18 protein-coding genes, 1 tRNA gene and 1 riboswitch are annotated in these 24,338 nt (G+C 61.9%); of the genes, 11 read left to right on the top strand and 8 right to left on the bottom strand.

The features are described 5' to 3' along the window. Positions 1-143 precede the first annotated feature (143 nt). The 3 genes from ABIE28_RS14385 to ABIE28_RS14375 are packed head-to-tail and all read left to right on the top strand — an operon-like array spanning position 144 to position 3,821. Entirely contained in the window at positions 144-1,652 is a 1,509-nt protein-coding gene (locus ABIE28_RS14385; protein WP_354064060.1) for a sugar ABC transporter ATP-binding protein, read from the top strand. A 27-nt stretch (positions 1,653-1,679) separates the two neighbouring features. Beyond that, positions 1,680-2,726 carry an ABC transporter permease gene (locus ABIE28_RS14380; protein ID WP_354064058.1) on the top strand — a complete coding sequence of 349 codons (1,047 nt, stop codon included), beginning with the start codon at positions 1,680-1,682 and terminating at the stop codon, positions 2,724-2,726. A 42-nt stretch (positions 2,727-2,768) separates the two neighbouring features. Continuing rightward, entirely contained in the window at positions 2,769-3,821 is a 1,053-nt protein-coding gene (locus tag ABIE28_RS14375; protein ID WP_354064056.1) for a substrate-binding domain-containing protein, read from the top strand. Between the two features lie 165 nt (positions 3,822-3,986). Here ABIE28_RS14375 and ABIE28_RS14370 read toward each other — a convergent pair whose 3' ends face one another. The 5 genes from ABIE28_RS14370 to ABIE28_RS14350 all read right to left on the bottom strand — a co-directional run bounded on the left by ABIE28_RS14370 (position 3,987) and on the right by ABIE28_RS14350 (position 10,913). Continuing rightward, complete coding sequence (locus ABIE28_RS14370; protein WP_354064054.1) at positions 3,987-6,041, bottom strand: bifunctional aldolase/short-chain dehydrogenase; 2,055 nt, start codon at positions 6,039-6,041, stop codon at positions 3,987-3,989. A 67-nt stretch (positions 6,042-6,108) separates the two neighbouring features. After that, positions 6,109-7,071, bottom strand: a complete 963-nt coding sequence (locus tag ABIE28_RS14365; protein ID WP_354064052.1) for a sugar-binding transcriptional regulator — start codon at positions 7,069-7,071, stop codon at positions 6,109-6,111. A gap of 119 nt (positions 7,072-7,190) precedes the next feature. Next, positions 7,191-9,488 carry a Tex family protein gene (locus ABIE28_RS14360; RefSeq protein WP_354064050.1) on the bottom strand — a complete coding sequence of 766 codons (2,298 nt, stop codon included), beginning with the start codon at positions 9,486-9,488 and terminating at the stop codon, positions 7,191-7,193. Positions 9,489-9,646: 158 nt separating this feature from the next. Further along, positions 9,647-9,720: transfer RNA gene (locus tag ABIE28_RS14355), tRNA-Gly, on the bottom strand. An 80-nt stretch (positions 9,721-9,800) separates the two neighbouring features. After that, positions 9,801-10,913, bottom strand: a complete 1,113-nt coding sequence (locus tag ABIE28_RS14350; protein WP_354064048.1) for a 2'-deoxycytidine 5'-triphosphate deaminase — start codon at positions 10,911-10,913, stop codon at positions 9,801-9,803. Positions 10,914-10,990: 77 nt separating this feature from the next. After that, positions 10,991-11,066: riboswitch (SAM riboswitch) on the top strand. A 43-nt stretch (positions 11,067-11,109) separates the two neighbouring features. On the opposite strand from ABIE28_RS14350, the gene metZ reads away from it, so the two are divergent. Beyond that, positions 11,110-12,318 carry an O-succinylhomoserine sulfhydrylase gene (gene metZ / locus ABIE28_RS14345; RefSeq protein WP_354064046.1) on the top strand — a complete coding sequence of 403 codons (1,209 nt, stop codon included), beginning with the start codon at positions 11,110-11,112 and terminating at the stop codon, positions 12,316-12,318. Positions 12,319-12,429: 111 nt separating this feature from the next. Next, the gene (locus tag ABIE28_RS14340) at positions 12,430-13,254 is read left to right on the top strand and encodes a transporter substrate-binding domain-containing protein (RefSeq protein WP_354064045.1); all 825 of its coding nucleotides are present in this window, start codon (positions 12,430-12,432) and stop codon (positions 13,252-13,254) included. Here ABIE28_RS14340 and ABIE28_RS14335 read toward each other — a convergent pair. After that, on the bottom strand, positions 13,251-13,664 hold the full coding sequence (locus tag ABIE28_RS14335) for a tellurite resistance TerB family protein (protein WP_354064043.1): 414 nt from the start codon (positions 13,662-13,664) through the stop codon (positions 13,251-13,253). The two genes, ABIE28_RS14340 and ABIE28_RS14335, sit on opposite strands and share 4 nt — an antisense overlap. A 142-nt stretch (positions 13,665-13,806) precedes the next feature. On the opposite strand from ABIE28_RS14335, the gene ABIE28_RS14330 reads away from it, so the two are divergent. Then, on the top strand, positions 13,807-15,453 hold the full coding sequence (locus tag ABIE28_RS14330) for a lysine--tRNA ligase (protein WP_354064041.1): 1,647 nt from the start codon (positions 13,807-13,809) through the stop codon (positions 15,451-15,453). A gap of 214 nt (positions 15,454-15,667) precedes the next feature. Here ABIE28_RS14330 and ABIE28_RS14325 read toward each other — a convergent pair whose 3' ends face one another. Further along, positions 15,668-16,309 (bottom strand): S24 family peptidase, encoded by a 642-nt coding sequence (locus ABIE28_RS14325; protein ID WP_354064039.1) that lies wholly within the window; start codon positions 16,307-16,309, stop codon positions 15,668-15,670. Between the two features lie 134 nt (positions 16,310-16,443). Between ABIE28_RS14325 and ABIE28_RS14320 the strand changes: the two genes are divergently transcribed. Both ABIE28_RS14320 and ABIE28_RS14315 read left to right on the top strand, forming a co-directional pair. Further along, positions 16,444-16,800, top strand: coding sequence for a DUF952 domain-containing protein (locus ABIE28_RS14320; protein WP_354064037.1), 357 nt, complete (start codon positions 16,444-16,446; stop codon positions 16,798-16,800). Next, the gene (locus tag ABIE28_RS14315; RefSeq protein WP_354064035.1) at positions 16,797-17,909 is read left to right on the top strand and encodes a quinone-dependent dihydroorotate dehydrogenase; all 1,113 of its coding nucleotides are present in this window, start codon (positions 16,797-16,799) and stop codon (positions 17,907-17,909) included. Before ABIE28_RS14320 ends, ABIE28_RS14315 begins: the two co-directional genes overlap by 4 nt. Here ABIE28_RS14315 and ABIE28_RS14310 read toward each other — a convergent pair. After that, entirely contained in the window at positions 17,906-18,577 is a 672-nt protein-coding gene (locus ABIE28_RS14310) for a response regulator (protein ID WP_354064033.1), read from the bottom strand. The genes ABIE28_RS14315 and ABIE28_RS14310 overlap by 4 nt on opposite strands. A 210-nt stretch (positions 18,578-18,787) precedes the next feature. On the opposite strand from ABIE28_RS14310, the gene ABIE28_RS14305 reads away from it, so the two are divergent. From ABIE28_RS14305 to ABIE28_RS14295, 3 genes are all read left to right on the top strand, one after another. Beyond that, positions 18,788-22,423, top strand: a complete 3,636-nt coding sequence (locus ABIE28_RS14305) for a peptidoglycan-binding protein (protein WP_354064031.1) — start codon at positions 18,788-18,790, stop codon at positions 22,421-22,423. Positions 22,424-22,570: 147 nt separating this feature from the next. Beyond that, positions 22,571-23,497, top strand: coding sequence for a sulfite exporter TauE/SafE family protein (locus ABIE28_RS14300; RefSeq protein ID WP_354064029.1), 927 nt, complete (start codon positions 22,571-22,573; stop codon positions 23,495-23,497). Next, on the top strand, positions 23,494-24,252 hold the full coding sequence (locus ABIE28_RS14295) for a TIGR02186 family protein (protein WP_354064027.1): 759 nt from the start codon (positions 23,494-23,496) through the stop codon (positions 24,250-24,252). Before ABIE28_RS14300 ends, ABIE28_RS14295 begins: the two co-directional genes overlap by 4 nt. Positions 24,253-24,338 lie beyond the last annotated feature (86 nt).

Genomic DNA, 24,338 nt, shown 5'->3' with positions numbered 1-24,338 from the left:
CGCGACGCAATCTGCACGCTTGGGCGGTTTGGCCGCCTGCGCGCCTTAGTGTTCTCCTTTGGTAAGGTAGGTTTCTGTCAATTGTCAACATGCTTGACATTTGATGATGACGCGCTCTAGCATCGTGATCAGGGGAGGAACAAATGGTCGAAGAACCCGTGTTCCGCGTTGATGGACTGCGCAAGTCTTTCGGTCCGATCCAGGTGCTGGGTGGGGTCGATCTGGCATTGCGCGCAGGCACTGTCACGGTGCTGATGGGCGCCAACGGCGCTGGCAAATCCACGTTGGTCAAGATCGTCAGCGGTGTGTATCGGCTGGACGCTGGAACCATCACTTTGGCCGGAGAGGCCTTTGCCCCCGCGACCCCCGCCGATGCCATTCGTGCCGGCGTCGTGACGGTGCATCAAAACATCAATGATGGCGTCGTCGCCGATCTCGACGTCGCAACCAATCTCACGCTCGACCGCCTCAGCGGGGCCGGCGCGCGCCTGTTGTTCAACCCACGCCGGGTGCGACACGAGGCCAAGGCCGTCGCTGACCGCATGGGCCTGATGGTCGACCTCAAGGCCAATGTCAGCGATCTGGCACTGGCCGACCGGCAGATGGTGGCCATCGCCCGCGCCATGGCGCACGAGCCACGCGTCCTCATTCTCGATGAACCCACCAGCTCGCTCTCGAGCGCGGAAGCCGACCGGTTGTTTGATCTGGTCGACCGCCTGCGCGAGCGCGGCGTTGCCATCCTTTATATCTCGCACCGCATGTCCGACATCCGCCGCCTCGCCGACACCATTGTCAGCCTGCGTGACGGACGTATCGCCGGCGTCTTCGAAGGACCGACACTGGACTATGAGGGCGCGGTCAATGCCATGCTGGGCCAGAAGATCAGCCTGACCAATGTTGTGGTGCGCGAAGCCAGCGCCCCGGTGTTCCAGGTCGAAAACCTGCGCATCGCCGCTGGTACCAAGCCATTTTCGCTGGCACTCGGTGATGGCGAAATCGTCGCCGTCACGGGCCTTGTCGGCGTCGGCAAGACGGCTTTTGCCGAAACCCTGTTCGGTGCCCGCGCCCCGCTCGGCGGCTCGATGACGCTGATGGGCAAGGCCTATGCCCCGCGCAGTACGGCACAGGCCATCGATCACGGCGTGTTCCTGATTGCTAAAGATCGTGGCGACAGCGGCATCGTGCCCGACTTCAACATCTACGAAAATATCAGCCTGCCGTTCCTTAAGCGTCTGTCCGATTTCGGCGTCTCCAAGCGTCGGGTAGAGCGATCCCGTGCTCGCGAGCAGATCGCCGCGCTCGATATCGTCTGCCGCACTGAGCGCGACGACATGAGCACGCTGTCGGGCGGTAACCAGCAGAAAGTGATGGTCGCCCGTTGGCTGAGCCAACCCGCAAAGGTGCTGGTTCTCGATGAGCCTTTCCAGGGCGTCGACATTGCGGCACGCCGCGACATTGCCGGCAAGCTGCGCGCATCCGCTGCGGGCAGGGCGACCATCGTCTTTCTGACCGAACTCGACGAAGCCTTCGAGATCGCCGACCGCATCGTCGTGATGTCGGAACATACGCTGGTCGGTGAACACCGCAACGCCGAGATCGACATGGACAGGCTGCTGGCGGAAATCGCCGGACAGCACGCCCCGGTCAACTAAATGGACACTTCAACGACAGGGACCAAGATGGCCTCCGATACCTCAGCGCCAGCGGCCAAATCACGCTCGACCAACACCATGAGCGCGCGCGACTACGCGATCCGCTATGGCTTCCTCGCGCTGCTGGCCGGCCTCGTCATCTATTTCGGCATTGCCGCCGAAGGCTTTGCGTCACCTCAAAGCGCGGTGTTCATTTTCCAGTCGGTGGCGATCACCGGCATCTTGGCGCTCGGCGTCACGGCCACGCTGGTCGTCGGCGGCTTCGATTTGTCCATCGGTTCGGTCGCCACCACGGCCATGATGGCGTCGTCCTATGTGATGGTCGTGCTGGGCGGCGATGCCATAACGGCCGTTGCCGTGTGTCTGGCGGTTGGTGTCATTGTCGGGCTGATCAATGGCGTACTCATTGTATATATGCGCGTGCCCGATCTGCTGGCCACGCTGGGCATGATGTTCCTGCTGGTCGGTCTGCAGCGTATTCCCACCGAAGGACGCTCGATTGCCACCGGCATGTCCATGCCAGACGGCTCCGTCGCCAGCGGCACATTCAGCCCCGAATTTCTGGCGCTGGGCCGGCATCGGTTTGACCTCTTTCTGCCAAATCTGCTGCCGATTTCGGTGGTGGTGCTGGTGGTGCTGGCCATCCTGATCTGGTTCTTCCTCGAATACACCCGCTTTGGCCGCATGATGTATGCCGTTGGCTCCAATGAGCGCGCCGCGCAATTGGCCGGAGCGCCGGTCAATGCCTACAAGATCTGGGCCTATATCATCTCGGGCGTCTTTGCCTCGATCGGTGGCATCCTGCTGGCGGCCCGTCTCGGGCGCGGCGATATCGCCTCAGGCAATAACCTGCTGCTCGACTCCGTTGCCGCCGCATTGATCGGCTTTGCCGTGCTTGGCGCCGCCAAGCCCAATGCGCTGGGAACGGCCGTCGGTGCGGTGTTCGTCGGTGTGCTGCTGCAGGGCCTCACCATGATGAATGCCCCTTACTACACACAGGATTTCATCAAGGGCGCGGTGCTGGTCGTCGCGCTGGTGTTTACCTTTGCACTCTCCAAGAGAGGCAAGCGGTAAAAGCCGCAATCAATTCAATTTCTGCAAGTGGAGGATGACTGAATGCATATTTCTCGTAGAACTCTCGGCAAACTGGCACTTGGCCTTCTTGGGGCGTCCGCTCTGAGCGGCGCCGCCTTGGCGCAGGACAAGCCAGCGCCATTCGACAACCCCGGCCAGGTCAAGATCGCGCTTGTTCGCTATCTGTCGACCGGCGACTTCTTCCAGGCCTACCTGTCGGGTGTGGAGGCCCAGGCAAAGGCACTGGGCGTTGATCTGCGCGTGCTCGATAGCCGTCAGGACGCCGCCCTTCAGGCCGACATGGTCGATCAGGCCATCGCGCTTGGCGTCAATGGCATCATCATCCAGCACGGCCTGACCGAGTCGATGAAAGAAGCGGCGCAGCGCGCTGTCGATGCGGGCATCAAGGTTGTCGCCTTCGACGTGAACGTGGAAAACGACGCCATCCCACAGATCGAACAGTCCGACCGCGATCTGGCTCGCCTCGCTCTGGAACAGGCCATCGCAGACAATGGCGACTCGTGGAAAGCCGGCTATGTCTATGTCGCCGGCATCGCGCCACTCGACCGCCGCGACGAGACCTGGAAAGAGTTCAAAGCCAAGTATCCCGGTATCGATGAAGTCGCCATGTTCGGCACCATGGACAACCCGATTGCCAACTCGGTCGCCAACCAGGCCCGTTCGGTCCTGTCGGCCAATCCAGGCATTCAGGTGATGTTTGCTCCCTATGACGAATTCGCCAAGGGTGTGAAGATCGCCGTGGACGAAGCCGGCCTGTCGTCTGACGTCAAGATCTACTCGGCCGACATTTCGACCTCCGACATTGCCGCAATGCGCGAGCCAGGCAGTGCCTGGATGGCAACCGCTGCAACCAACCCAGCAGTGGTTGGTCAGGTCTCTGTCCGTGCCCTTGCCATGATGCTGGCTGGCGAAGATCCCGGCCACAGCGTCGTCGTTCCGCCAACCCTGATCACTCAGGCTCAGCTCAACGACAACGACATCAAGAACATGGAAGAACTCGGCGCCAAGCTGCCCCAGTTCGCTCACGCTGACGTGGTCGTACCAGCCTGGATGCCACTGCCAGCCGCTAAGTAACGGCGCCTGCCAGAATCAAGATTGAGGGCGGCCTTCGAGTCGCCCTTTTTATTTTGGGATGGTCGCGGCACGACTGCGCGCTCAAACGAACACAGCCCCCACGATGGGGGCTGTGTTGTAGCTTCGATGACTGAGGAGCCAGAGGCGCCCCGAAAGCTTGTGCTCTTAGCGCATTGCGGCAGCGATATTGCCGCCATCGACCGTGGTCACGTCTGCGGTGGTGCGTTCGGCTAAAGCCTGATGCACGAATGCCTGCGCAACGTCCTCTGCAGTGACTTCAAGCCCGAGCAGATTGCCCGCCATGTAGTCCTTGACGGTGAGACCGCGTGCCGATGAGCGGTTGGCGATCATTTCGTCGTTGAGCAGGCCCGAGCGGATGCGGTCGGCATTGACCGCATTGGAGCGAATGCCATCGACACCATGCTCAAGCGCGTACTGGCGCGACAGGAACAGTGCGGCCGCCTTGGGCAAGCCATAAGCACCGAAATTGGCGCCTGGATTGACTGCCTGCTTGCTGGCATTGAACAGCAACACGCCGCCGGTACCCTGCTGCTTCATCACGCGAACCGCGTTCTGCGCCACGCTCTGATGCGCGAAGAAATTGAGCTCAAAGCTCTTGCGCAGCAGCGCGTCGTCCAGCGTGGCAATCGCCCCTTCCCAGGCAGCGCCGGCATTGGAGACGACGATGTCGACGCCGCCATAGGTAGCCACTGCCGCATCAAACGCTGCTCGTACCGACGCTGCGTCGGTCACATCGCAGCCAAGACCAATGGAGCCGTTGCCGGCGACCTTGGCGGCAGCGGCGGCCTTGGCCGCATCGAGATCGAGCACCACGACATGCGCGCCCTGCTGGGCGAACGCCTTGGCGGTGGCAGCGCCGATGGCCCCGGCACCACCGGTAACGACGGCAACCTGACCGGTAAACGGCTTCGACTTGGCGCCAGCAAGCTTGGCCTGCTCCAGCGACCAGTATTCGAGATCGAACAGATCGGGGCGGCTGACCGGCTGGAAGCGGCCGACGGACTCGGCGTCGCGCGCCGCTTCGATCCACATTTCGCCAACGTCGGCGGCAATGCGGGCATCCTTGAGCGTGCGGCCATGACCGAACATACCAAGGCCCGGCACCAGCGTCAGGCGCGGCATCGGGTCGAGCATGGTGCGCTTGACGTCATCGCGCGCGTCATTGGCCTTGAAATACTCGGTGTAGTCGGCAGCAAAAGCCGCGACGCGATCTGCGATGATCTGCTTGTAGCCGTCCAGCGCATCGGCGTCGGGCGCGGGCAACACCATCGGGCCGGTCTTGATGCGGATCGAGAGATCGGGCGTCGACACGCCACGGCTCGCCATGTCTTCGACCTGGCTGGCATTGACGAATTCGAGGATGGCCGGGGAGGTCCGGAACTCGCTGACCATGCGATCGAAGCGACCCTCGCCCCGATCAACCGCGACCGCACCGCGCAGCAGGGCGGCAACATCGGCAGGCTTGGCCAAGTTTGAGGGAAGTGCAGTCGGCGTGAACGGGTTCTTGCCGTTCTGCTTGACGTAGTCTTCGGCCACCGTGACGTAGTGGATCATCAGGTCATAGGCTTCCTTCGCCGTTTCGGCGAAGGTGAAAATGCCATGCTTGTCGAGGATCAGGCCTTCAACACTCGGGTCCTGATCGTAGACGTCGGCCGCGGCCTTCGCGAGATCAAAGCCCGGCATGATGTAGGGCACAAAACCCATCTTTGGCCCGAACAGCTTTTCGCTCATCACCCGGCTTTCGGCCTGATCGGCAATCGCCAGAATGGCGGTCGAATGGGTGTGATCGACGAATTTGTGCGGAATGAAGGCATGCAGCAGCGCTTCAACCGACGGGTTGGGCGACGCCGGATCGATGAGGTTGGCGCGCTGCAACGTCACCATGTTCGCGTCGGACAGCTTGTCGAGCGCGCGGCCCTTGAGCAGCGGCGCGATTTTGACAGCGGGCAGGCCCTCAGGCTCGATCGTGCCCATGTCCCAGCCGCTGCCCTTGACGCAGAGCACATCCCAGCTATCGCCGACCAGATCGGTTACCGTGGTCTTGACCGAGGTATTGCCGCCACCATGCAGAACCAGGCGCGGTTCGCCGCCGAGCAGCCGGGTCGTGTAGGTGCGCAGCGCCAGATCGCGATTGACGCCCTTGGCGGCATAGGTGGCCACCATGGCTTCGGCTTCGGCATCATTCCAGAGATTTTTCATTCGTATCGGTCCCGCATAAATCGGAAAGGCCCCACAGACGGGCCGGGGTGGCAATAGATCGGGTGGATCAACTGGTCTTGGCTTCGTGCGCCCAGCGGGCCAGCAGGTTTTGCGCCATCGAGGTGGTGACCACCAAATGGGAGACCAGGCCCCCCTTGATGGCGGCAACCAGCGGCTCGAATTTGTTTTCTTCCTGCACCACCATCATCCGTTTAGGGATGGCGCGAATGGAGGCGAGGTCGGCTGAAATGCAGCGGCGGTTATAGGCGCAGTCCATCAATTGCCCCTCGGCATCGATCAACTGCCCGGCGATAACGCCGACGGCGCCTGCTTCGCCCAAAGCATGCATTTCAGCAGCGCTCAGCGCACCGCATTTGACCAGATGGCTGTCATCCTCGACACCGCCAACGGAATAAAGCGCCAACTGGCAATCGGCGATGGAAGCGAGTTGTTCTTCGATAACGGGTTCGGCGCGGATTTCATCAGCCAACCGCTCGGAGCTCAGCACCAGCGGTGCATAAATATTGATGCCTTCCGCGTTCAACCGCCGCGCAATTTCTGTCGTGCACTGGTCGGGCCGATAGGAGTAGGGCGCGCCTAGGTTGCCGCAGATTTGCATCACGGTCACATCCTGCAGGTCGGCATAGGGCATGACGTCGGCGATATGATAAACGGTGCGGCCCCAGGCCACGCCAACGCGATCGCCCTTCTTGACCAGCTCCAGAAAAACCGCCGCGGCCACCACGGGCATTTCGGCGACCGGGTCGATGGCTTGACGGTCCTCGGGCACGATCCAAACGGCCTGCAGCCCGAGTTCGTCTTCCAGCTTGCGCGCCAGCACGTCATCGGTGAACAGCTGGCTCGACGTCGAAATCGTCACGATGCCAGTCTCGCGCGCCTTGCGCAGATACATGGCGACCGATGCCCGCGAAATATCGAGCCGCTTGGCCACTTCGTCCTGCCGCATGCCGTGCGTATAATACAGCCACGCAGCCCGATGAATGATCTGATCCGTTGGCCGTATCGACATCGTTTTCCTGACCAAGTTCCGCCTTTTCGACATTATTCATGCACTCTGACAAAAGTCAAACTACGCGTGAATGATGCCTGCAAACGGCCTTGTCAGGTCGGTTAAAGCCGTCGACCCCGCTACTTCTTTTTGCGCATCGCCTCGCTCAGCATGTCGCCCAGCGACCCGGTGCTACGCGGCGCTTCCTGCGGTTGGCGCTGGTTGGCGCGGAGGGGCTGGTCGCGGGGGCGTTCACGCGGGGCGGTCGTGTCAAGTTCCTTACGCATGGTCAGCCCGATGCGCTTGCGCGGCACGTCGACTTCGGTGACGCGGACTTTGACCACATCGCCGGCTTTGACGACCTCGTACGGGTCCTTGACGAATTTGTCGGCCAGCTGGGAGACGTGGACGAGCCCGTCCTGATGCACGCCGATATCGACGAAAGCACCAAAGGCGGCGACATTGGTGACCGTGCCCTCCAGCATCATGCCTGGCTTGAGGTGTTTTATGTCATCCACGCCATCGGCGAATGTCGCGGTCTTGAACGCGGGACGTGGGTCGCGGCCGGGCTTTTCGAGTTCGAGTAGAATATCGCGCACGGTGGGCAGGCCGAAGCGCTCATCGACGAAGCTCTTGGGGTCAAGGCCCGACAGGGCTGACTTGTCGCCCATGATGGTGCGCAGGTCGCGACCGCAGGCGGCAACGATCTTGCGGGCAACGCCATAGGCCTCGGGGTGAACCGATGAAGCGTCGAGCGGCTCGGTGCCGTCGGTAATGCGCAGGAACCCGGCGGCTTGCTCGAAGGTGCGCTGGCCAAGGCGCGGCACATCCATCAATGCCTTGCGCGAACGGAACGGGCCGTTGGCGTCGCGGTGGGTGATAATGGCTTCGGCGACCGATGGCCCGAGGCCCGAAATCCGGGCGAGGAGAGGGGCGGAGGCGGTGTTGAGATCAACGCCCACGGCGTTCACCGCATCTTCCACCACGGCATCGAGCGAGCGGTTAAGGCGGTACTGGTCGACATCATGCTGATATTGGCCGACGCCAATGGCCTTGGGTTCGATCTTGACCAGTTCGGCCAGCGGGTCCTGCAGGCGACGGGCGATGGAGACGGCGCCACGTAGCGAGACATCGAGATTGGGGAACTCCTGCGCCGCGAGTTCGGAGGCAGAATAGACCGATGCTCCGGCTTCGGAGACGATGACCTTGGTGGGCTTGGGCGCGGGCAGGCGCTCCATCAGGTCCATCACCAGTTTTTCGGTTTCCCGGCTGCCGGTGCCATTGCCGATGGCGATGAGCTGGACGCCATGCTTTTTGATCAGCGCCTGAATGGCGGCCTGCGAGCCCATCACGTCGTTGCGCGGCGGGAAGGGGTAGATGGTTTCGGTATCGAGTACCTTGCCTGTGGGGTCGATGACGGCGAGCTTGCAGCCGGTGCGAATGCCGGGGTCGATGCCCATGGTGGCGCGGGCACCAGCGGGCGCGGCCAGCAGCAGATCCTTGAGATTGCGGGCAAAGACAGCGATAGCCTCGACCTCGGCGCGCTCGCGCAGCTCGACCATCAGATCGATGGAGAGCGAAACGCGGAGGCGGGTGCGCCAGGCCCAGCCGGCCACTTCGCGCAACCATTTGTCACCCGCGCCATTGCCTTGCGCGTTGAGGGCGCCAGCGACGAGGCGTTCGGCTGGTTTGACCGGGTCGGTGACGTCGGCGTCCACCTCGATATCGAGGCTGAGGAACTCTTCGTCACGACCGCGCATCATGGCGAGGGCACGGTGGCCAGCGACCTTCTTCCAGAGTTCGGAATGGGCGAAATAATCGGAGAACTTGGCGCCGGCCTCTTCCTTGCCCTTTTGCACCTTGGCGCTGAGCATGGCCTTGTCGCGCATATAGGTGCGGAGCTGGCCGAGCAGCGCGGCGTTTTCCGACAGGCCCTCGATGACGATGTCGCGCGCGCCTTCGAGCGCTTCCTTGGTGCCGGGGACTTCTTCGGTAATGTAGGCTTCGGCTAGCAGGAGCGGATCGGCATTGCGGTTTGCGAGGATGGCTTCCGCTAGTGGGCCTAGGCCGCGTTCGCGCGCAATTTCGGCCTTGGTGCGGCGCTTGGGCTTGAAGGGCAGGTAGAGATCTTCGAGCTCGGCTTTAGTGCCCGCGCCAACGATCGATGCGGTGAGATCGGGCGTGAGCTTGCCCTGCTCGTCGATGGATTTGAGGATGGCCGCGCGGCGGGATTCCAGCTCGCGCAGATAGGTCAGACGCTCGGCCAAGAGGCGCAACTGAGTATCGTCCAGCCCACCGGTCACTTCCTTGCGGTAGCGCGCAATGAACGGCACCGTCGCGCCACCATCGAGCAGTTCCACCGCGGCACGCACCTGTTCGGGGCGGGCGGCGACTTCGGTGGCGATCTGGGCGGCAATGCGAGTGTCGAGTGCGGACATGAATCTACTTCTTGGTTCGGCTGCCGCGACCATAGTCGCCCCGAGCCAGACGTGACACCCGCCGCAACACGATTTCCTCAATTGTGAGAATGGCAGGTAAGGCAACGCACCGGACGTGCAGTCGCCCGGTTGTGTGATCTATTCAAGTTTCATGAAATTGGAGCGGGTGAAGGGAATCGAACCCTCGTCATCAGCTTGGGAAGCTGCTTCTCTACCATTGAGATACACCCGCAACGGCGCGATAGATGCGGGAAATTGCGCGGGGCGTCAAGACGGTGTTTGGTCCGCCCGACGCGCCGCGCAAATGCCCGGTCAGGCCGAATACGGCTTGAAGTGCTTGGAGAGTTTGAGGGTCTGGGCCTGATAGTTCGAGCCCAATGCCGAGCCGTAGAGGCGGTCGGGTGCCTCGGCCAGTTTCTCGTAGATCAACCGACCGATGGTCTGCTGATGGCCGAGCAGGAACGGCACTTCGCGGCTGCGCACTTCGAGCACGGCACGGCTACCCGTTCCACCCGCCGAGGAATGGCCGAAACCAGGATCGAAGAACCCCGCATAGTGCACGCGGAACTCGCCAACCAATGGATCGAACGGCACCATTTCGGCAGCGTGGGTCGGCGGCACATGCACGGCCTCGTCGCTCACTAGAATATAGAATTCGTCGGGGTCGAGGATAAGTTCTTCGCGGCCGCGATTATAAAGCGGCTCCCAGAAGTCGAGCACGTCGAGCGCGGCTTTCTTGTCGACGTCGACAACGGCTGTGTGGCGCTTGGAACGGAAGCCGACAAGGCCGTTACGCTCGGCGCCCTTGAGGTCGATCGACAGCGCAACGCCCTCGCCGACCGGCACATTATTGTCGAATACCAGCGTGTCGCGGGCATGAAGCGCCTGATGCTCGGCGACGGTCAGGCGATTGTCGCCCGAGCGGAAGCGCATCTGGCTGAGGCGCGAACCGGTCCGCACCAGCACCGGGAAGGTGCGTGGGCTGACTTCGAGATAAAGCGGACCTTTGTAGCCGACGGGCATCTGGTCGAAACCGCGCGCACGGTCGCCGATAACGCGGGTGAACACATCCAGCCGCCCGGTCGAGCTTTTGGGATTGGCCGAGGCGCTGACGCTATCGGGCAGCTCAAGGCTTTCCTGCAGCGGTACGAGGTAAACGCAGCCACGTTCCAGCACGGCGCCCTTGGTCAGGTCGATCTCGTGCAGCTTGAGCGCTTCGATCCGCTCGGCCACCGAATGGCTGGGGCCGGGGAGAAAGCTCGAGCGCACGCGGAAGGCAACATCGCCGAGGCGAAGATCAAGGCTGGCGGGCTGTACCTGGTCGCTGTCGAACGGGCGCGACGCGATGATGGCACCCTGGTCGTGCAGCTTGTCGATCAGGCGCGCCGGAAAAACGCCCTGCGGCCAGGTCTGTGGCTTGTCCATGATCTCGGTATTCCTTCGGCTTTAGCCGTGTTCCCTACCAACCCGCGCGATTGACGCCAACAGGCAATTGCTCTTAAATCAACCTCAGTGGTGATTTGGCCGGTCGCTTGCAGCCACTTTAAACAAATTGCTAAAGACCGTTTGGGAACCGGCCGCCTTGTTTGCGTGCCGGTTTTTTTGTTTTGAAAGCGTGACGATGTCCAAAGCGAACAATCCCCTAAACGATCCTTCCCGCCGCTCTGCCGAGACCCAACTTGTGCATGGCGGCACCCATCGCACCAATTTCAACGAGACCAGCGACGCGCTCTTTCTGAACTCCGGCTATAGCTATCCGAGCTCCGAACACGCCGAACGGCTGTTCAAGGGTGAGATCCCCGGTGGTCACAACTACTCGCGCTTTGCCAATCCCACCGTCGATGTGTTCCAGACGCGCATGGCGCTGCTTGAACGCGCCGAGGCCGGCAAGGCCTTTGCCAGCGGCATGGCCGCCGTCAGCAATGCGGTGATGAGCCAGGTCAAGGCCGGCGATCATATCGTTGCCTCGCGCGCGCTGTTTGGTGGCTGTCGCTATGTGGTGGAAGATTTCATGCCGCGTTGGGGCGTCACCTCGACGCTGGTCGATGGTCGTGATCCGGAAAACTTCGCCCGCGCCATGCAGCCCAATACCAAGGTGGTCTTTATCGAGACCCCCACCAATCCAACGCTTGAGCTGGTCGACATCAAGGCCGTGGCCGATATCGCCCACGCCCATGGCGCCGTGCTGATCGTCGATAACGTGTTTGCGACAGCACTCTATCAGAAGCCGCTCGAACTGGGCGCGGACCTTGTCACCTATTCGGCCACCAAGCATATCGACGGGCAGGGCAGGGTGCTCGGCGGCGTCGTGCTTGGGTCCAAAGCGCTTATCGAGGGCGAAGTCCATACGCTGTTGCGGCAGACCGGTTCGACGCTGAGTGCGTTCAATGCCTGGGTCTTGCTCAAGGGGCTGGAGACGTTCCCGCTGCGCGTTCGGGCCATGACCGAGAGCGCGGCCAAGATAACCGATGTGCTGGCCAGCCACCCCAAGGTCGGTCGGGTCATCTATCCGCACCACACGTCGCATCCGCAATATGATCTGGCCAAGCGCCAGATGCGGACCGGTTCGACGCTTGTCGCGCTCGATCTCAAGGGCGGCCAGGAAGCAGCGTTCAAGCTGTGCGACAGCCTGTCGGTGATCCTGATCTCGAACAACCTGGGCGATGCGCGGTCCTTGATTACCCATCCGCGCACCACGACGCATCAGCGCCTCACTGAAGACGTGCGGCTTGAAACGGGTGTGACGCCGGGTCTGGTGCGTTTGTCGGTTGGTCTTGAAGCCAGCGACGATTTGATCACCGACCTGCTATATGGGTTGGATCAGATTTGAGCCATCGCCACGCCCTCGTGGTTCGACAGGCTCACTATGAGGTCTACTGAAAATGCACGGTTTTATAGTAGACCTCATCCTGAGCTTGTCGAAGGACGAGGGGGTGCCCCAATGCTGCTGATGAAATCAAAACTGGCCCTGCTCACCCTGTTGGGCATGCTTCTGGCGGGGCCTGCCTTTGCGCAGCCTTTGCCGTACCACGTCGATCCAAGTGCAAGAGAAATCCTGCCAAGCCTGACGCCGGTTCCGGCTATTCGCTTCCTGACCACGGCGGATTTTCCGCCCTTCAACTTTCGTGATGCTGGCGGCGAGCTGATTGGCTTTAACGTCGATCTGGCCAAGCGCATCTGCGCCGAGGTCAACGTCGCCTGCACCATTCAGGCCTGGCCCTGGGAGCAAGCGGCCAATGCGCTGGAAGATAATCAGGGCGATGCGCTGATCGCCGGGCTCGCCATGTCCACCGAAAATGGCGCCAGCTTTGATTTCTCATCGACCTATCTGGCATTGCCGGGGCGGTTCGTGACGCGTGCGCCAGATATCGGGGTGTTCGATCCGACACGCCTGAGCGGCAAGACCGTCGCCGTCCGCACCGGTAGCGCGCACGAGAATTTCCTCAAGCGCTACCTGCCCACGGTCAAGATCGCGCCCTATGCGAGTGAAATTCTCGCGCTCGATGCTGTTAGGGGCGAGCAGGTCGATGCTTTCTTCGGCGACGCCATGCGGGCCTCGTTCTGGCTCAACGAAAACCTGACCTGCTGCGGCTTTGCCGGCGATCCCTATTTTCGGCCGGACCTGTTTGGCGAAGGGCTGGCTGTCGCGGTGCCGGGCGGGCATGACACGGTGCGCCACGCCATCGACTGGGCGCTGGTCAAACTCAAGGACAATGGCGCGCTCGACGAGCTTTACCTGCGCTGGTTCCCCGTCGGCTTTTACTAGGCCGGCATACGCCGATGTCGCGCGCGAGCAGCAGTCTCGATCGCGGCGGTGGTCAACCGATCCAGATCAAGCTTGTCGCGCAGCAATTCAAGGAAACGCAGCTCTTCCTGTTCCAGATGCAGGTCGACCGACGCGATCTCGACCGCAACGGCATAGGCCGTGTCCTGCAACTTGCGTGGCAGCGCGGCAATCGCATCGTCGAGCAACTGGTCCAGCCCGCCGGGGCCATTCAGTTTGTCTGCACAGGCATTGGCCACCTGCGGCAGCCGAGCTTTGTTGAAGCCTTCAAACACCGGCAGCCGCCCGATCAGCGCCTGAATACGCAGCAATTCCTGTTCCGTCATCGCACTGTCGGAAGAGGCGGCGACGATCATCAAGTGGATCAGGGCGTCGTGAGCGGCGTTGGACATCGAGCATCCCGCAAATTGGCATCAACACAAGATTGCTAGGCTCGGTGGCTTTGATTGGCAAGCATTGGCGCCCGAAAACGTTGACGTCACGCCTTCGGAATGTAACACACCGGCACTCCCTTCTCCTGAAAGGTTTGCCCCTTTGTCGTCCGCCCCGTTGCCTGTTCTCGACCCCGCGTTTTTTGACGCCGCCCAGACTGCCAGAGCATGGCCGTTTGAGGAGGCAAGGAAACTGGTCAAACGGCTCGAGAAATCGGGCAAGGGCGAAGCTTTGTTCGAGACCGGCTATGGCCCCTCGGGCCTGCCACATATCGGCACTTTCGGCGAAGTTGCGCGTACCACCATGGTCCGTACGGCATTTCGGCTGCTGACCCGCGATCAGATCCCGACGCGCCTGCTTTGCTTCTCGGACGATCTCGACGGCATGCGCAAGATTCCGGAAAACGTGCCCTCCAAGGAGGCGATGGAACCGCATCTGCAAAAGCCGCTGACCTCGGTTCCAGATCCCTGGAGTAACGAGTACCCGAGCTTTGGCGACCACAACAACGCCATGCTGCGCCGGTTCCTCGATACCTTCGGCTTCGACTACGAATTCGCCAGCGCCACCCAATACTATCGCTCCGGCAAGTTCGATCCAGTGCTGCGCCTCGCCGCAGAGCGCTATGACGCCATCATGAAGGTCATGCTGCCAACGCTCGGTGCCGAGCGCCAGGCAACCTATTCGCCCTTCCTGCCGATCTCCCCGATCTCGGGCCGCGTGCTCTACGTGCCGATGAAGGAAGTCAACGCCAAGGACGGCACGATCACTTTCGAGGACGAAGACGGTCGCGACACCACGGTGCCGGTCACCGGCGGCCATGTGAAGCTGCAGTGGAAGCCCGACTTCGGCATGCGCTGGGCTGCGCTCGGCGTCGATTTTGAAATGTTCGGCAAGGACCATCAGTCCAATGCACCGATCTACGACAAAATCTGCGAAATCCTCGGCGGCAAGGCTCCTGAGCACTATGTCTATGAACTGTTCCTCGATAGCGAGGGCCAGAAGATTTCCAAGTCCAAGGGCAATGGCCTGACTATCGATGAGTGGCTGACTTACGCCAGCAACGACAGCCTCGGCCTCTACATGTTCCAGAAGCCGCGCACCGCCAAGCGGTTGCACTTCGATGTCATCCCGCGCGCGGTCGATGAATATTACAGCTTTGTTGCTGCCTTCGAGCGCCAGACGACGGCCGAGCGCGTCGAGAATCCAGCGTTCCATATTCATTTTGGCAATGTGCCCAAGGTCGACATGCCGGTCACCTTTGCGCTGCTCCTCAATCTGGCCACAGCCTCAAACCCGGAAACGCCCGAAGTCATGTGGGGTTATATTTCGGCCTATGCGCCGGGTGTATCGCCGCAGACACATCCGGATCTGGATAAACTGGTCGGCTATGCCGTCCGCTATTTCCGCGACTTTGTGCAGAAGACCTATCGCGCGCCCGATGACGTCGAGCGCGCTGCGCTTGAGGCGGTTTCGGCAGCGTTCGCCGACCTTCCGGCAGATGCGAATAACGAAACCATTCAGGCTGCGGCCCTCGACGTGGCTCGCACGATCGAGCGCTACCAGGACCACACCAAGAAGAGCCCCACCGGCGGTCCGGGTGTTTCGGGGGAATTCTTCCAGATGCTCTATCAGGTGCTGATTGGGCAGGAACGTGGTCCCCGCTTCGGCTCATTCGTCGCGCTTTACGGTGTCGAGAATACCCGCAAGCTGATCGCCGACGCCCTCGCAGGCAAAATGCTGGCGCAGTAGACTAGCGGGCCACAGCTCTTGATGCGTAACCCTGCGGACGAGGATGAAGAACTGCTCATTCTCAACCAACCACCGGGCTGCCCTCGGGCTTGACCCGAGGGGCGGTGGGAGAGCCAGAACAGCGGATGACGGGGATAGTGGCCCTCGGGTCGGGCCCGAGGGCAGCGTCATGCTTGCAACGCGTTAGGCGCGAAATCAAGCCGCCCAGAGACGCTTACTGGCTGGCCCAGATGATGCGCGCGACCCAGTCCACATCGGCCAGATCGAAAATGCGCGGCGCATAGGCAGGGTTGATCGAGTGTAGTTCGATCTGCTTGCCGGTCTGGCGGAACAGGATCTTGGCCATCACTTCGCCATCGCGGGTCTTGAGCACCACGCGGTCGCCGCGCCTGACCTGCTCGGTCGGCGACACCACGATACGGTCACCCTCGCGATAGAGCGGCTCCATGGAGTCGCCCTGAACTTCGAGCGCATAGATGCCGCCATCGCCTGGCGATGGCAGGTCAATCTCGTCCCAGCCCTGACCGGCGGGAAACCCTGCGCTATCGAAAAAGCCGCCCGTACCCGCCTGCGCCAGACCCAAAAGAGGGACCGTGCTGCGGGGCAGGCTATTGGTGATCTGGAGGTAGGCGCCAGTGCCAGTGAGGAAGGACTCAAACGTTTCGTCCGTCGCCTCAAGGATTTTGGAAATGCTTTCAGTCGACGGCCAACGCTCGCGGCCATCTTTGCTAACGCGCTTGGAGACGTTGAATGCCGTCGCATCCAGCCCTGCCAGCTTGGCTAGGGCCGACACCGAATGGCCATGGCGGCGCGCCAAAGCATCGATTCCATCCCAAATGGCTCTGTGTGACAGCATGGAATATAGTCCAGAATCAGGAAATATGTCTTATTTTGGAATTAAGTCCTACCTTTAAACGCGTACAATTCTCTTGTAAAGAGCCCGGCGTCTTCACTTGCCGCGTAAGCCGCTCATCTTTAGGTTCGCGCCTTATGAGCACGCCAGAATTGATCTACAAAATCGCCACCGAAACAGCGTTCGCGCCGAGCCGCCACGCGCCTAGTTTTGCTGGCATGCCCATCGATGCCAAGGATGGCTACATCCACTTTTCAACCGCCGAGCAACTGACCGAAACGCTCCGCCTGCACTTTGCGGGCCAGAGCGATCTGGTACTGCTCGCGGTGCGCAGCGCTGACCTTGTCGACGATCTGGTCTGGGAACCATCCCGCGGTGGGGCGCTGTTCCCCCATTTCTACGGTGGTGACCTGCCTACCGCGACCATTGCCTGGGAGGCGCCGCTGAGCGTTGCGGCCGATGGCTCCTGCACCTTGCCAGAGGGCGTGCGATGATCCTGTCGGCCCTATCTCCGCTGCTGCGCATTCCCGCGCTGTCCGGCCTCACGCGCGAAGCACTGCTCAAGATGGATGCCGAAACCGCGCATGGCGCGACCATCACCGCTTTGCGGCTCGGATTGGCGCCCGAGCAGACCTACCCCGACGCCGCCGAACTCAAGACCAGCCTCTGCGGCCTTGAGCTGTCCAATCCCCTCGGCATGGCGGCCGGGTTCGACAAAAACGCCGAAGTCGCGCGCCCATTGGCCAAGCTGGGTTTCGGCATGGTCGAGATCGGCACCGTCACGCCTCGACCGCAGACCGGCAATGCCAAGCCGCGCCTGTTCCGCGTGCTGGCCGCCGAGGGCGTCATCAACCGCATGGGCTTTAACAATGAAGGCCATGACGCGGTGTTCGAGCGGCTCAAAGGCCAGCGCGTCTCTGCGGCCCTCGGCATCAATATCGGGGCCAATAAGGATAGCGAAGACTTCGTCGCCGACTATGTGCTGGGCGTCACGCGCTTTGCCGATATGGCCGACTATCTGACCGTCAATGTCTCATCGCCCAACACGCCCGGCCTGCGCAACTTGCAAGCCGACGAAGCCCTGCGGCGGCTATTGAGCGAAGTGCTTTCCGCCCGCGCCAAGGCCAAGACGCGCGTGCCGGTATTTTTGAAGATCGCGCCCGATCTCGATGAAGCGGCGCTCGACGCCATCGCGGCGGTGGCTCTCGCGACCGATCTCGACGGGCTCATCATTTCTAATACAACCATCACCCGCGAGGCGGTCGCCGGGCTGGAAAACGCCGACGAGGTGGGTGGTCTTTCCGGCAAGCCGCTGTTTGACCTCTCTACCCGCCGTCTGGCGCAAATGCGTCAGCGCGTTGGGGCACTGCCGATCATCGGTGTGGGTGGCATTCACTCGCCGCAGTCAGCATTGGCCAAGATTCAGGCCGGCGCCAATGCAATCCAGCTTTACTCGGCCATGGTGTTTGGCGGGCTCGATATGCTGGACCGGCTCAAGCGCGGGCTAGTCGCGGCGGTACGCGCCGAGGGCAAAACCAATATTGCGCAACTGGTCGGCCAGCACACCGAAGACTGGGCTGCTGGCCGTGGTCAGTTGGACTAGGCCTTTTCGGACCCGATCGAGAACAGCGCCTCGAACTGGCCATCCTCGATACGCGCAGCGGCAATCACCGCCTGCGTGCGGCTGTCCACGTCGAGCTTTTGCAGGATCGCCGAAACGTGGGCCTTCACCGTCGCTTCGGAAATCGTCAGCTCATAGGCGATCTGCTTGTTCATCAGCCCGTCGCTGAGCATCATCAACACGCGCACCTGCTGCGGTGTCAGCGTCGACAGGCGACGCATCAGCGCCGTGTGATTGTCGTCGCTGCCCAGATTTGTCCCCTCGGGCACAAAGACTTCGCCAGACAACACCGTCTCGATGGCGCGACGAATTTCGGTCGGACCAACGGACTTATGAAGATAACCGGCGGCGCCCAGCTCGAAAGCGCGGCGGATGACAGTATTGTCCTCGACCGCCGAAATAATCATCACCGGAATATCTGGATATTGTGCGCGCAGCAGCAATAGCCCGGAAAATCCTCTGACGCCCGGCATGTTCAGATCGAGCAGAACGAGGTCGCAATCGCGGTCGGCATCGAGCGCGGTGCTGAGCCCGTTGAGGTCGCCGGCTTCTTCGACACTGATCGTGGCATCGCCTCCCGACAGGGTCTGACGCAGGGCGGCGCGGAACAGCGGATGGTCATCAACGATGATGATACGGCGGCGGGTCATGGTGACGGCATGCTCCTCATACGGCTGGCCAGAAACGCGTCATAAACTGAATCGGCGCTCCCGTATCCTAACAATTCGGCTCTACAGGCGGCCCGTCTTTGCATATTGCAGCGATACTTAACGGGTTCTTTACCATGTTTTCCCAAGAGTAACCGTCATACCTTCGTGTTGAATCGCGAGGGGTCCGCCTCCTCATGACAGGGACTGACCATGGCCCGCGCCTACCACAATCCGGATATGTCCGACCTTGCTGATGAGCCTCAGCCAGGTGAATGGCAGGCTTTGCGCGGCGAACTGGTCGCCCTTCTCGATCAGGTCGAAGGGCGCTATGCCCGCGTCGAACGTGAAGAACCCGAACTGACCGGGCTGACGCGCCGCGTGCGCAGCCTGCGCGATCAGGTCGTTGGCCCCGAGCCCGCCGTGCGCCGCCGCGAGGCGCTGCGCACCGTCAAGCGCGCCGTCGACCGGTTCAGCACGCGTGACGATCTGCATGTCGAAGATGATCAGGACGAACTGACCAGCGCGATTGCTGAAATCCGCGGCCGGCAGATGTCGGCCCCTGCCGCAGCGCTTGGTCGCCGCGCGGCCGATCAGCCAGAATTTCGTGAACTGACCTCGCTGGTGGGTGGCCTGTCGGGTCGCCTTGGCCAGCTTGAGGGTGAACTCAAGACGCAGCGCGCCGGCAATGGCAGTGTGCGTGAAGTCGCGGCCCAGGTCGAGCAACTCACCCATGTTGTGGAACTGCTGGCAGGCGCCGTTGGCGAAACCGGCCAGGTTAAGCGCCTCGAAGCCCAGATCGGTGCGCTGGCCGCCTTGATCGAAGGTGGTCCCAAGGTGGACCTTTCTGCCATCAACAAGCGCCTCGACGATGTATCCTCGACCGTCGCCAAGCTGGCGGAGTTGCAGGCGCAGCAGATGGAACGCGAAATCGTGCGCGACGAGCGCCGTGACGCAACGCCAGCCGTCGATAGCGCTGCCAAGCTGGCACCGGCCATGCATGCCATCGAGCAGAGCGTGCGCAATGTCTATGACCGCATCGATTCCATCGAAAAGAACGTCACGCTGTCCTCGGGCGACTTCGAGCGCCTGACCTCGGAAATGGCCGCCTTTACCCAGGCCATGAAAGACCGCGAAGCTGCACCCAGCAAGCTGGTCACCAAGGTCGATGCTCTCGTCGCGCGGATCGGTAATCTCGACACAGCCAATGGCGACGTTGCGGGCCTCAAGGACGATATCGCTTCGCTGCGCGACGCGGTGATGTCCGGCATTGAGCCACGCTTTAACCGCATCGAAAGCCAGATCGAAGCGCTGGCCGACCGCATTGTGCCACCAAGCGATACGACCCAGGTCGAGAACCAGCTCAAGCTGCTGATGCAGCGCATGGACGAGACCGGCAACCAGCTCAATGGCCTGGCCAAGCTCTATTCCGCCCAGCCCGACCACGCTGGCATGGAAGCCATGGCAACGCTGGTCGCCGAGCGCACCAGCGACGCAATCACCCGCAAGGCGCCGGCGCCCGTCGCCATGTTTGGCCCCGATAGCCTCAAGAGCATCGAAGACCGCATTACCGGCCTGATCAAATCGGCCGGCAAGACGCCCGACTATGAATCGCTCGCGACGATGGTTGCCGAGCGCACTTCGGCTGCTGTGGCGCGCTCCGGTCAGTCTGCTGCGCCAAGCGGCGTCAGCGAAGAGAGCTTCAACGCGCTCGAAAGCCGCATGGCCTCGCTGCTCAATACGGCCGGCAAGGATACGGCCGAACGTCTGGCGCGGCTTGAGGCTGTGCTGACCGAGCGGCAGGAAAACCGCTCCGCTGCCGCCTTTGTGGCCGCACCTGCTGCTGCACCGACCCAGGCCGCATCTATTCCCGCACCAACGCCAGCCAAGGTCGACAAGGCCGTCGATGAGCGCTCGCGTCTCGATGCCATGCTGCTGGCATTGTCGAGCCAGGAGAACACCAAGTCCGACGCAATGCCGTCCAATCCTGCGGACGACATGCCGCTGGTTGATCCGGGCTTTAAGGATAGCGGGCCCGTCCGCGCTGCGCTCGAAGCCAAGGTCACGCCACGGCAGCCAATGGCCGCCGCTGAGCCAGCACCTGTGCCGCCAAAGCCAGTCGCGCCTGCGGCAACCGTGCGGCCAACGTTCGATCCGTCCAAGGCCGAGCTTCCGCCGCGCCCACAGTCCAGCTTTGCCAGCGATCCTGTCGATCCGTTTGCCGCGCCGCCAACAGCGGCCGCGCCTCAGGTCGAAATGCCAGCCAGCCAGAACAGCACCAGCACTTTCGTTGCTGCCGCCCGTCGCGCCCAGCGCGCTCGGCAGGATGTGAGCGTTTCGGCCCCAGCATCGGGGAACTCACTGATCAGCCGCGCTTTGTCGCGCGTCATGCCCGCGCCGTCCGTTGCCGCACCGGCCGATGATGCAGCCGAAAATGCTGTGCCCGCCGAGGTTCTGGAAAAGCCGGCCAAGCCCGTCAAGGTCAAGCTGATCAAGGAAAAGCGCGCCAAAAAGGCCGAGCTGCCGCCAGAGGCGCCGGCCTTTGGCGACGATGCCGAAACCGACACGCTGGTGGCCAAGCAGGGCTTTATCGCCAAGTACCGCCGTCCGCTTCTGCTTGCGGCCACCCTGGTAGCTGTGTCGATGCTGGCGCTCAATCTGGTGATCCAGCGCATGGCGCCGGCTGCGCCCGAGCAGGAAGCTGCCGTCGTCGAGGCCCCGGTCGAAGTTCCGTCCAACACCCCGGCCGCCAATGACAAAGTCTCGCTGGTGATGCCGGAGGCGCGCATCATCGACATGATCGACGGCACCTCCACGGCCTCGATCAATGGTGGTCAGTCAGGCTTCCAGAAGTCAGATGGCGTGACAATGCCTGCGTCCATCCGTGCCGCTGCCATTGGCTCGCCAGCCACCGTCGCGCCTGTCGACGCCGCAAATCTGTCCGGGCTTGGCGTCAGCGAAAGCATTCCCGAAACAGCTGCTGTTGTTGAAACCTTCGAGTTGCCGCCGGAAGGCGTTGGTCCGCTCGAACTGCGTCAGGCCGCCGCCGATGGCGATGCGCGCGCGCAGTTTGAAATTGCCGCCATCTATACCGAAGGTCGCGCGGTAACGCAGGATTATGCGGAAGCTGCCAAGTGGTATGAACGCTCGGCCGCGCAGGGTTTTATCCCGGCGCAGTATCGCCTGGGCAACCTCTATGAAGCTGGGCAGGGCGTCGAAAAGGACGTCGAGGTCGCCAAGCTCTGGTACCAGCGCGGTGCCGAAGCCGGCAACCGCATGGCCATGCACAATCTGGCGGCGCTCTATGCCAGCGGATTGCTGGGTGATCAGGAATTCGAAACCGCCGCCGAGTGGTTCGCTCAGGCTGCCGCGCGCGGCATGACCGACAGCCAGTTCAACCTCGGCATGCTCTATGCCCGCGGCCTCGGCGTCGAGCAGGATTTCGAGCAGTCCTACAAGTGGTTCTCGCTGGCCGCCCGCAATGGCGACGGCGACGCTGCCAAGGCCCGCGACGATATCGCCAAGTCGCTCAGCGCCGATGCGGTCGCTCGCGTCAACGCGCAGCTGACGACCTGGAAGGCCGAACCCATTGATCTTGCATCGAACTTCGCGCCAATCGGCACGTGGTCGGCTGGTTTTGATCCCGGCGAACGCATCACCACCAAGGATGTGGTGGCGAAAGTTCAGACCGCTCTTGGCAAGCTTGGCTTTGACGTCGGCACGCCGGACGGCGTCGCTGGCCCCAAGACCGCCGAAGCCGTCAAGGCATTCGAGCGCGGCACTGGCATGACGGAAAGCGGTCTGGTCAATCCACGGCTGCTCGCCGTTCTGGGTAGCCAGCCGGTCTGATACAGAACTGTCGTTTGACACCGGGCGGACGCAGTCCTAAGCCCATTTCATAAAGGTTCCCGCTTATCGGCGGGGACCTTTGACCTATTGTTGACGTACGGTCGGCTATGGTCGTGCGGTGTAGTGATTTTCTAACGGATCAGGGTCTTGCAGGTCTATCTGCCGATCGCCGAGATGTCCGTAAACCTCTTCTTTCTCGTGGGGATAGGAGGGGCTGTCGGATTCCTGTCGGGCCTCTTTGGGGTTGGCGGCGGCTTTCTGCTGACACCACTGCTGATCTTCTCGGGCGTGCCTGCGCCTGTAGCCGTCGCCTCGGTGACCGGACAGGTGGTGGCGGCATCGACCTCCGGGGCGCTGGCGCACTATCGACGGGGGGCGATTGACCTCCATTTAGCGATGTATCTGGTGCTGTCGGGGGTGCTGGGCGCCTTTGGTGGCGTCGCGACATTCGCGCTGCTGCGCGATGGCGGTCAGCTCGATCTCGTCATCTCGGTCGGCTTCCTGGTGCTGCTCGGTTTCGTCGGCGTTTTGATGCTCAACGAATCCATCCGCGCCATCATCAAGCACCGCAAGGGCATCGTGGTGCGCGAGCGCCTGCCCAACCAGCACAACTGGATCCATGGCCTGCCCATGCGCGTCCGGTTCAAAAAATCTCGCCTTTATATCAGTGTCTTGCCGGTTTTGATCATCGGGTTGTTCATTGGCTTTGTTGGTTCGCTGCTCGGTATCGGTGGCGGCTTCATCATGGTGCCGGCGCTGGTTTACCTGCTGCGCGTGCCCGGCAATGTCGTCATCGGCACCTCGCTGGCGCAGGTCGTGGCGATGATGGCGGCGACGACAATCCTCCATGCCGTGCAAAGCCAAAGCGTCGATATCCTGCTTGCCTTCTGCCTGATGGTGGGCGGGACGGCGGGGGCACAGTTCGGTGCATCGGCCGGAAAGTATCTGCGCGGCGAACAGTTGCGTGGGCTTTTGGCGCTACTGGTGCTGGCGGTGGCGATCCGATTTGGCCTGTCGCTGGTGATTGCGCCGTCCGATCCATTCAGCATGGCGATCGTGGGGATAACCCGATGATCCGCCTGCTGGTCATTGTTGCGCTCCTGCTGGCAGCGGTCCCCGCGCAGGCGGCCCGGTTGCTGTCGCAGGTCTCCAACGATACCGTCGAAATCACCTCGAGTTTCGATGGCGAGCGCATGAGTTTCTTTGGCACCGTGGTGCCCGACGTTGGCTCCACAGATCGGGTCGTCGAGGGCCCGCTCAACGTTGTGATCGTCGTTCTGGGCCCGACGCAGAACCGCGTGGCGCGGCAAAAATCCAATGTGTTCGGCGTCTGGCTCAATACCGATCAGGTCGAATTCCGTAACTTTCCCAGTTACTTCCACGTGATCTCCAGCGACCGGCTGACCGACATTACGGACATCACGACGCTGACCACCAACTACATCCTGCCCGAGTCCCATACGCTGTCGAACAACAATGGCGACTGGTGGAAAAGCGCGGTCTTTGGCCGCCAACTGGTGCGGCTGATGACCGAGGAAGGCCTGTTCGGCATTCAGGAAAACGGCGTCAATTTCCTGTCCGACACCTTCTATTCGGCTCGCCTGACCCTGCCCAGCAATGCCCCGCCGGGCCCCTATATCGCGCTGACCTATGTGTTCAAGAATGGGGAAATCATCGCGCGCAAGTCTGAGGGCTTCGCCGTGCGCAAGATCGGTTTCGAGCGCTTTCTGGCGCAGTCTGCCGTGCAACAGCCGCTGGCCTATGGCGTGGTCTGCGTGATCCTGGCGCTCTTTACAGGTTGGCTGGGCGGGGTGCTGTTCAGGCGGTAGGGAATGCTGCTTCTCCCTTCTCCCCTTGCGGGAGAAGGTGCCCGAAGGGCGGATGAGGGGTCTCTTCTCTATCTCTGGCATGGGAA

The sequence above is a fragment of the Devosia sp. 2618 genome (assembly GCF_040546815.1).
Lineage (GTDB): Bacteria > Pseudomonadota > Alphaproteobacteria > Rhizobiales > Devosiaceae > Devosia.
The sequence above is the reverse complement of the archived record's forward strand: the minus strand, read 5'-3'. Positions and strand labels throughout refer to the sequence as shown.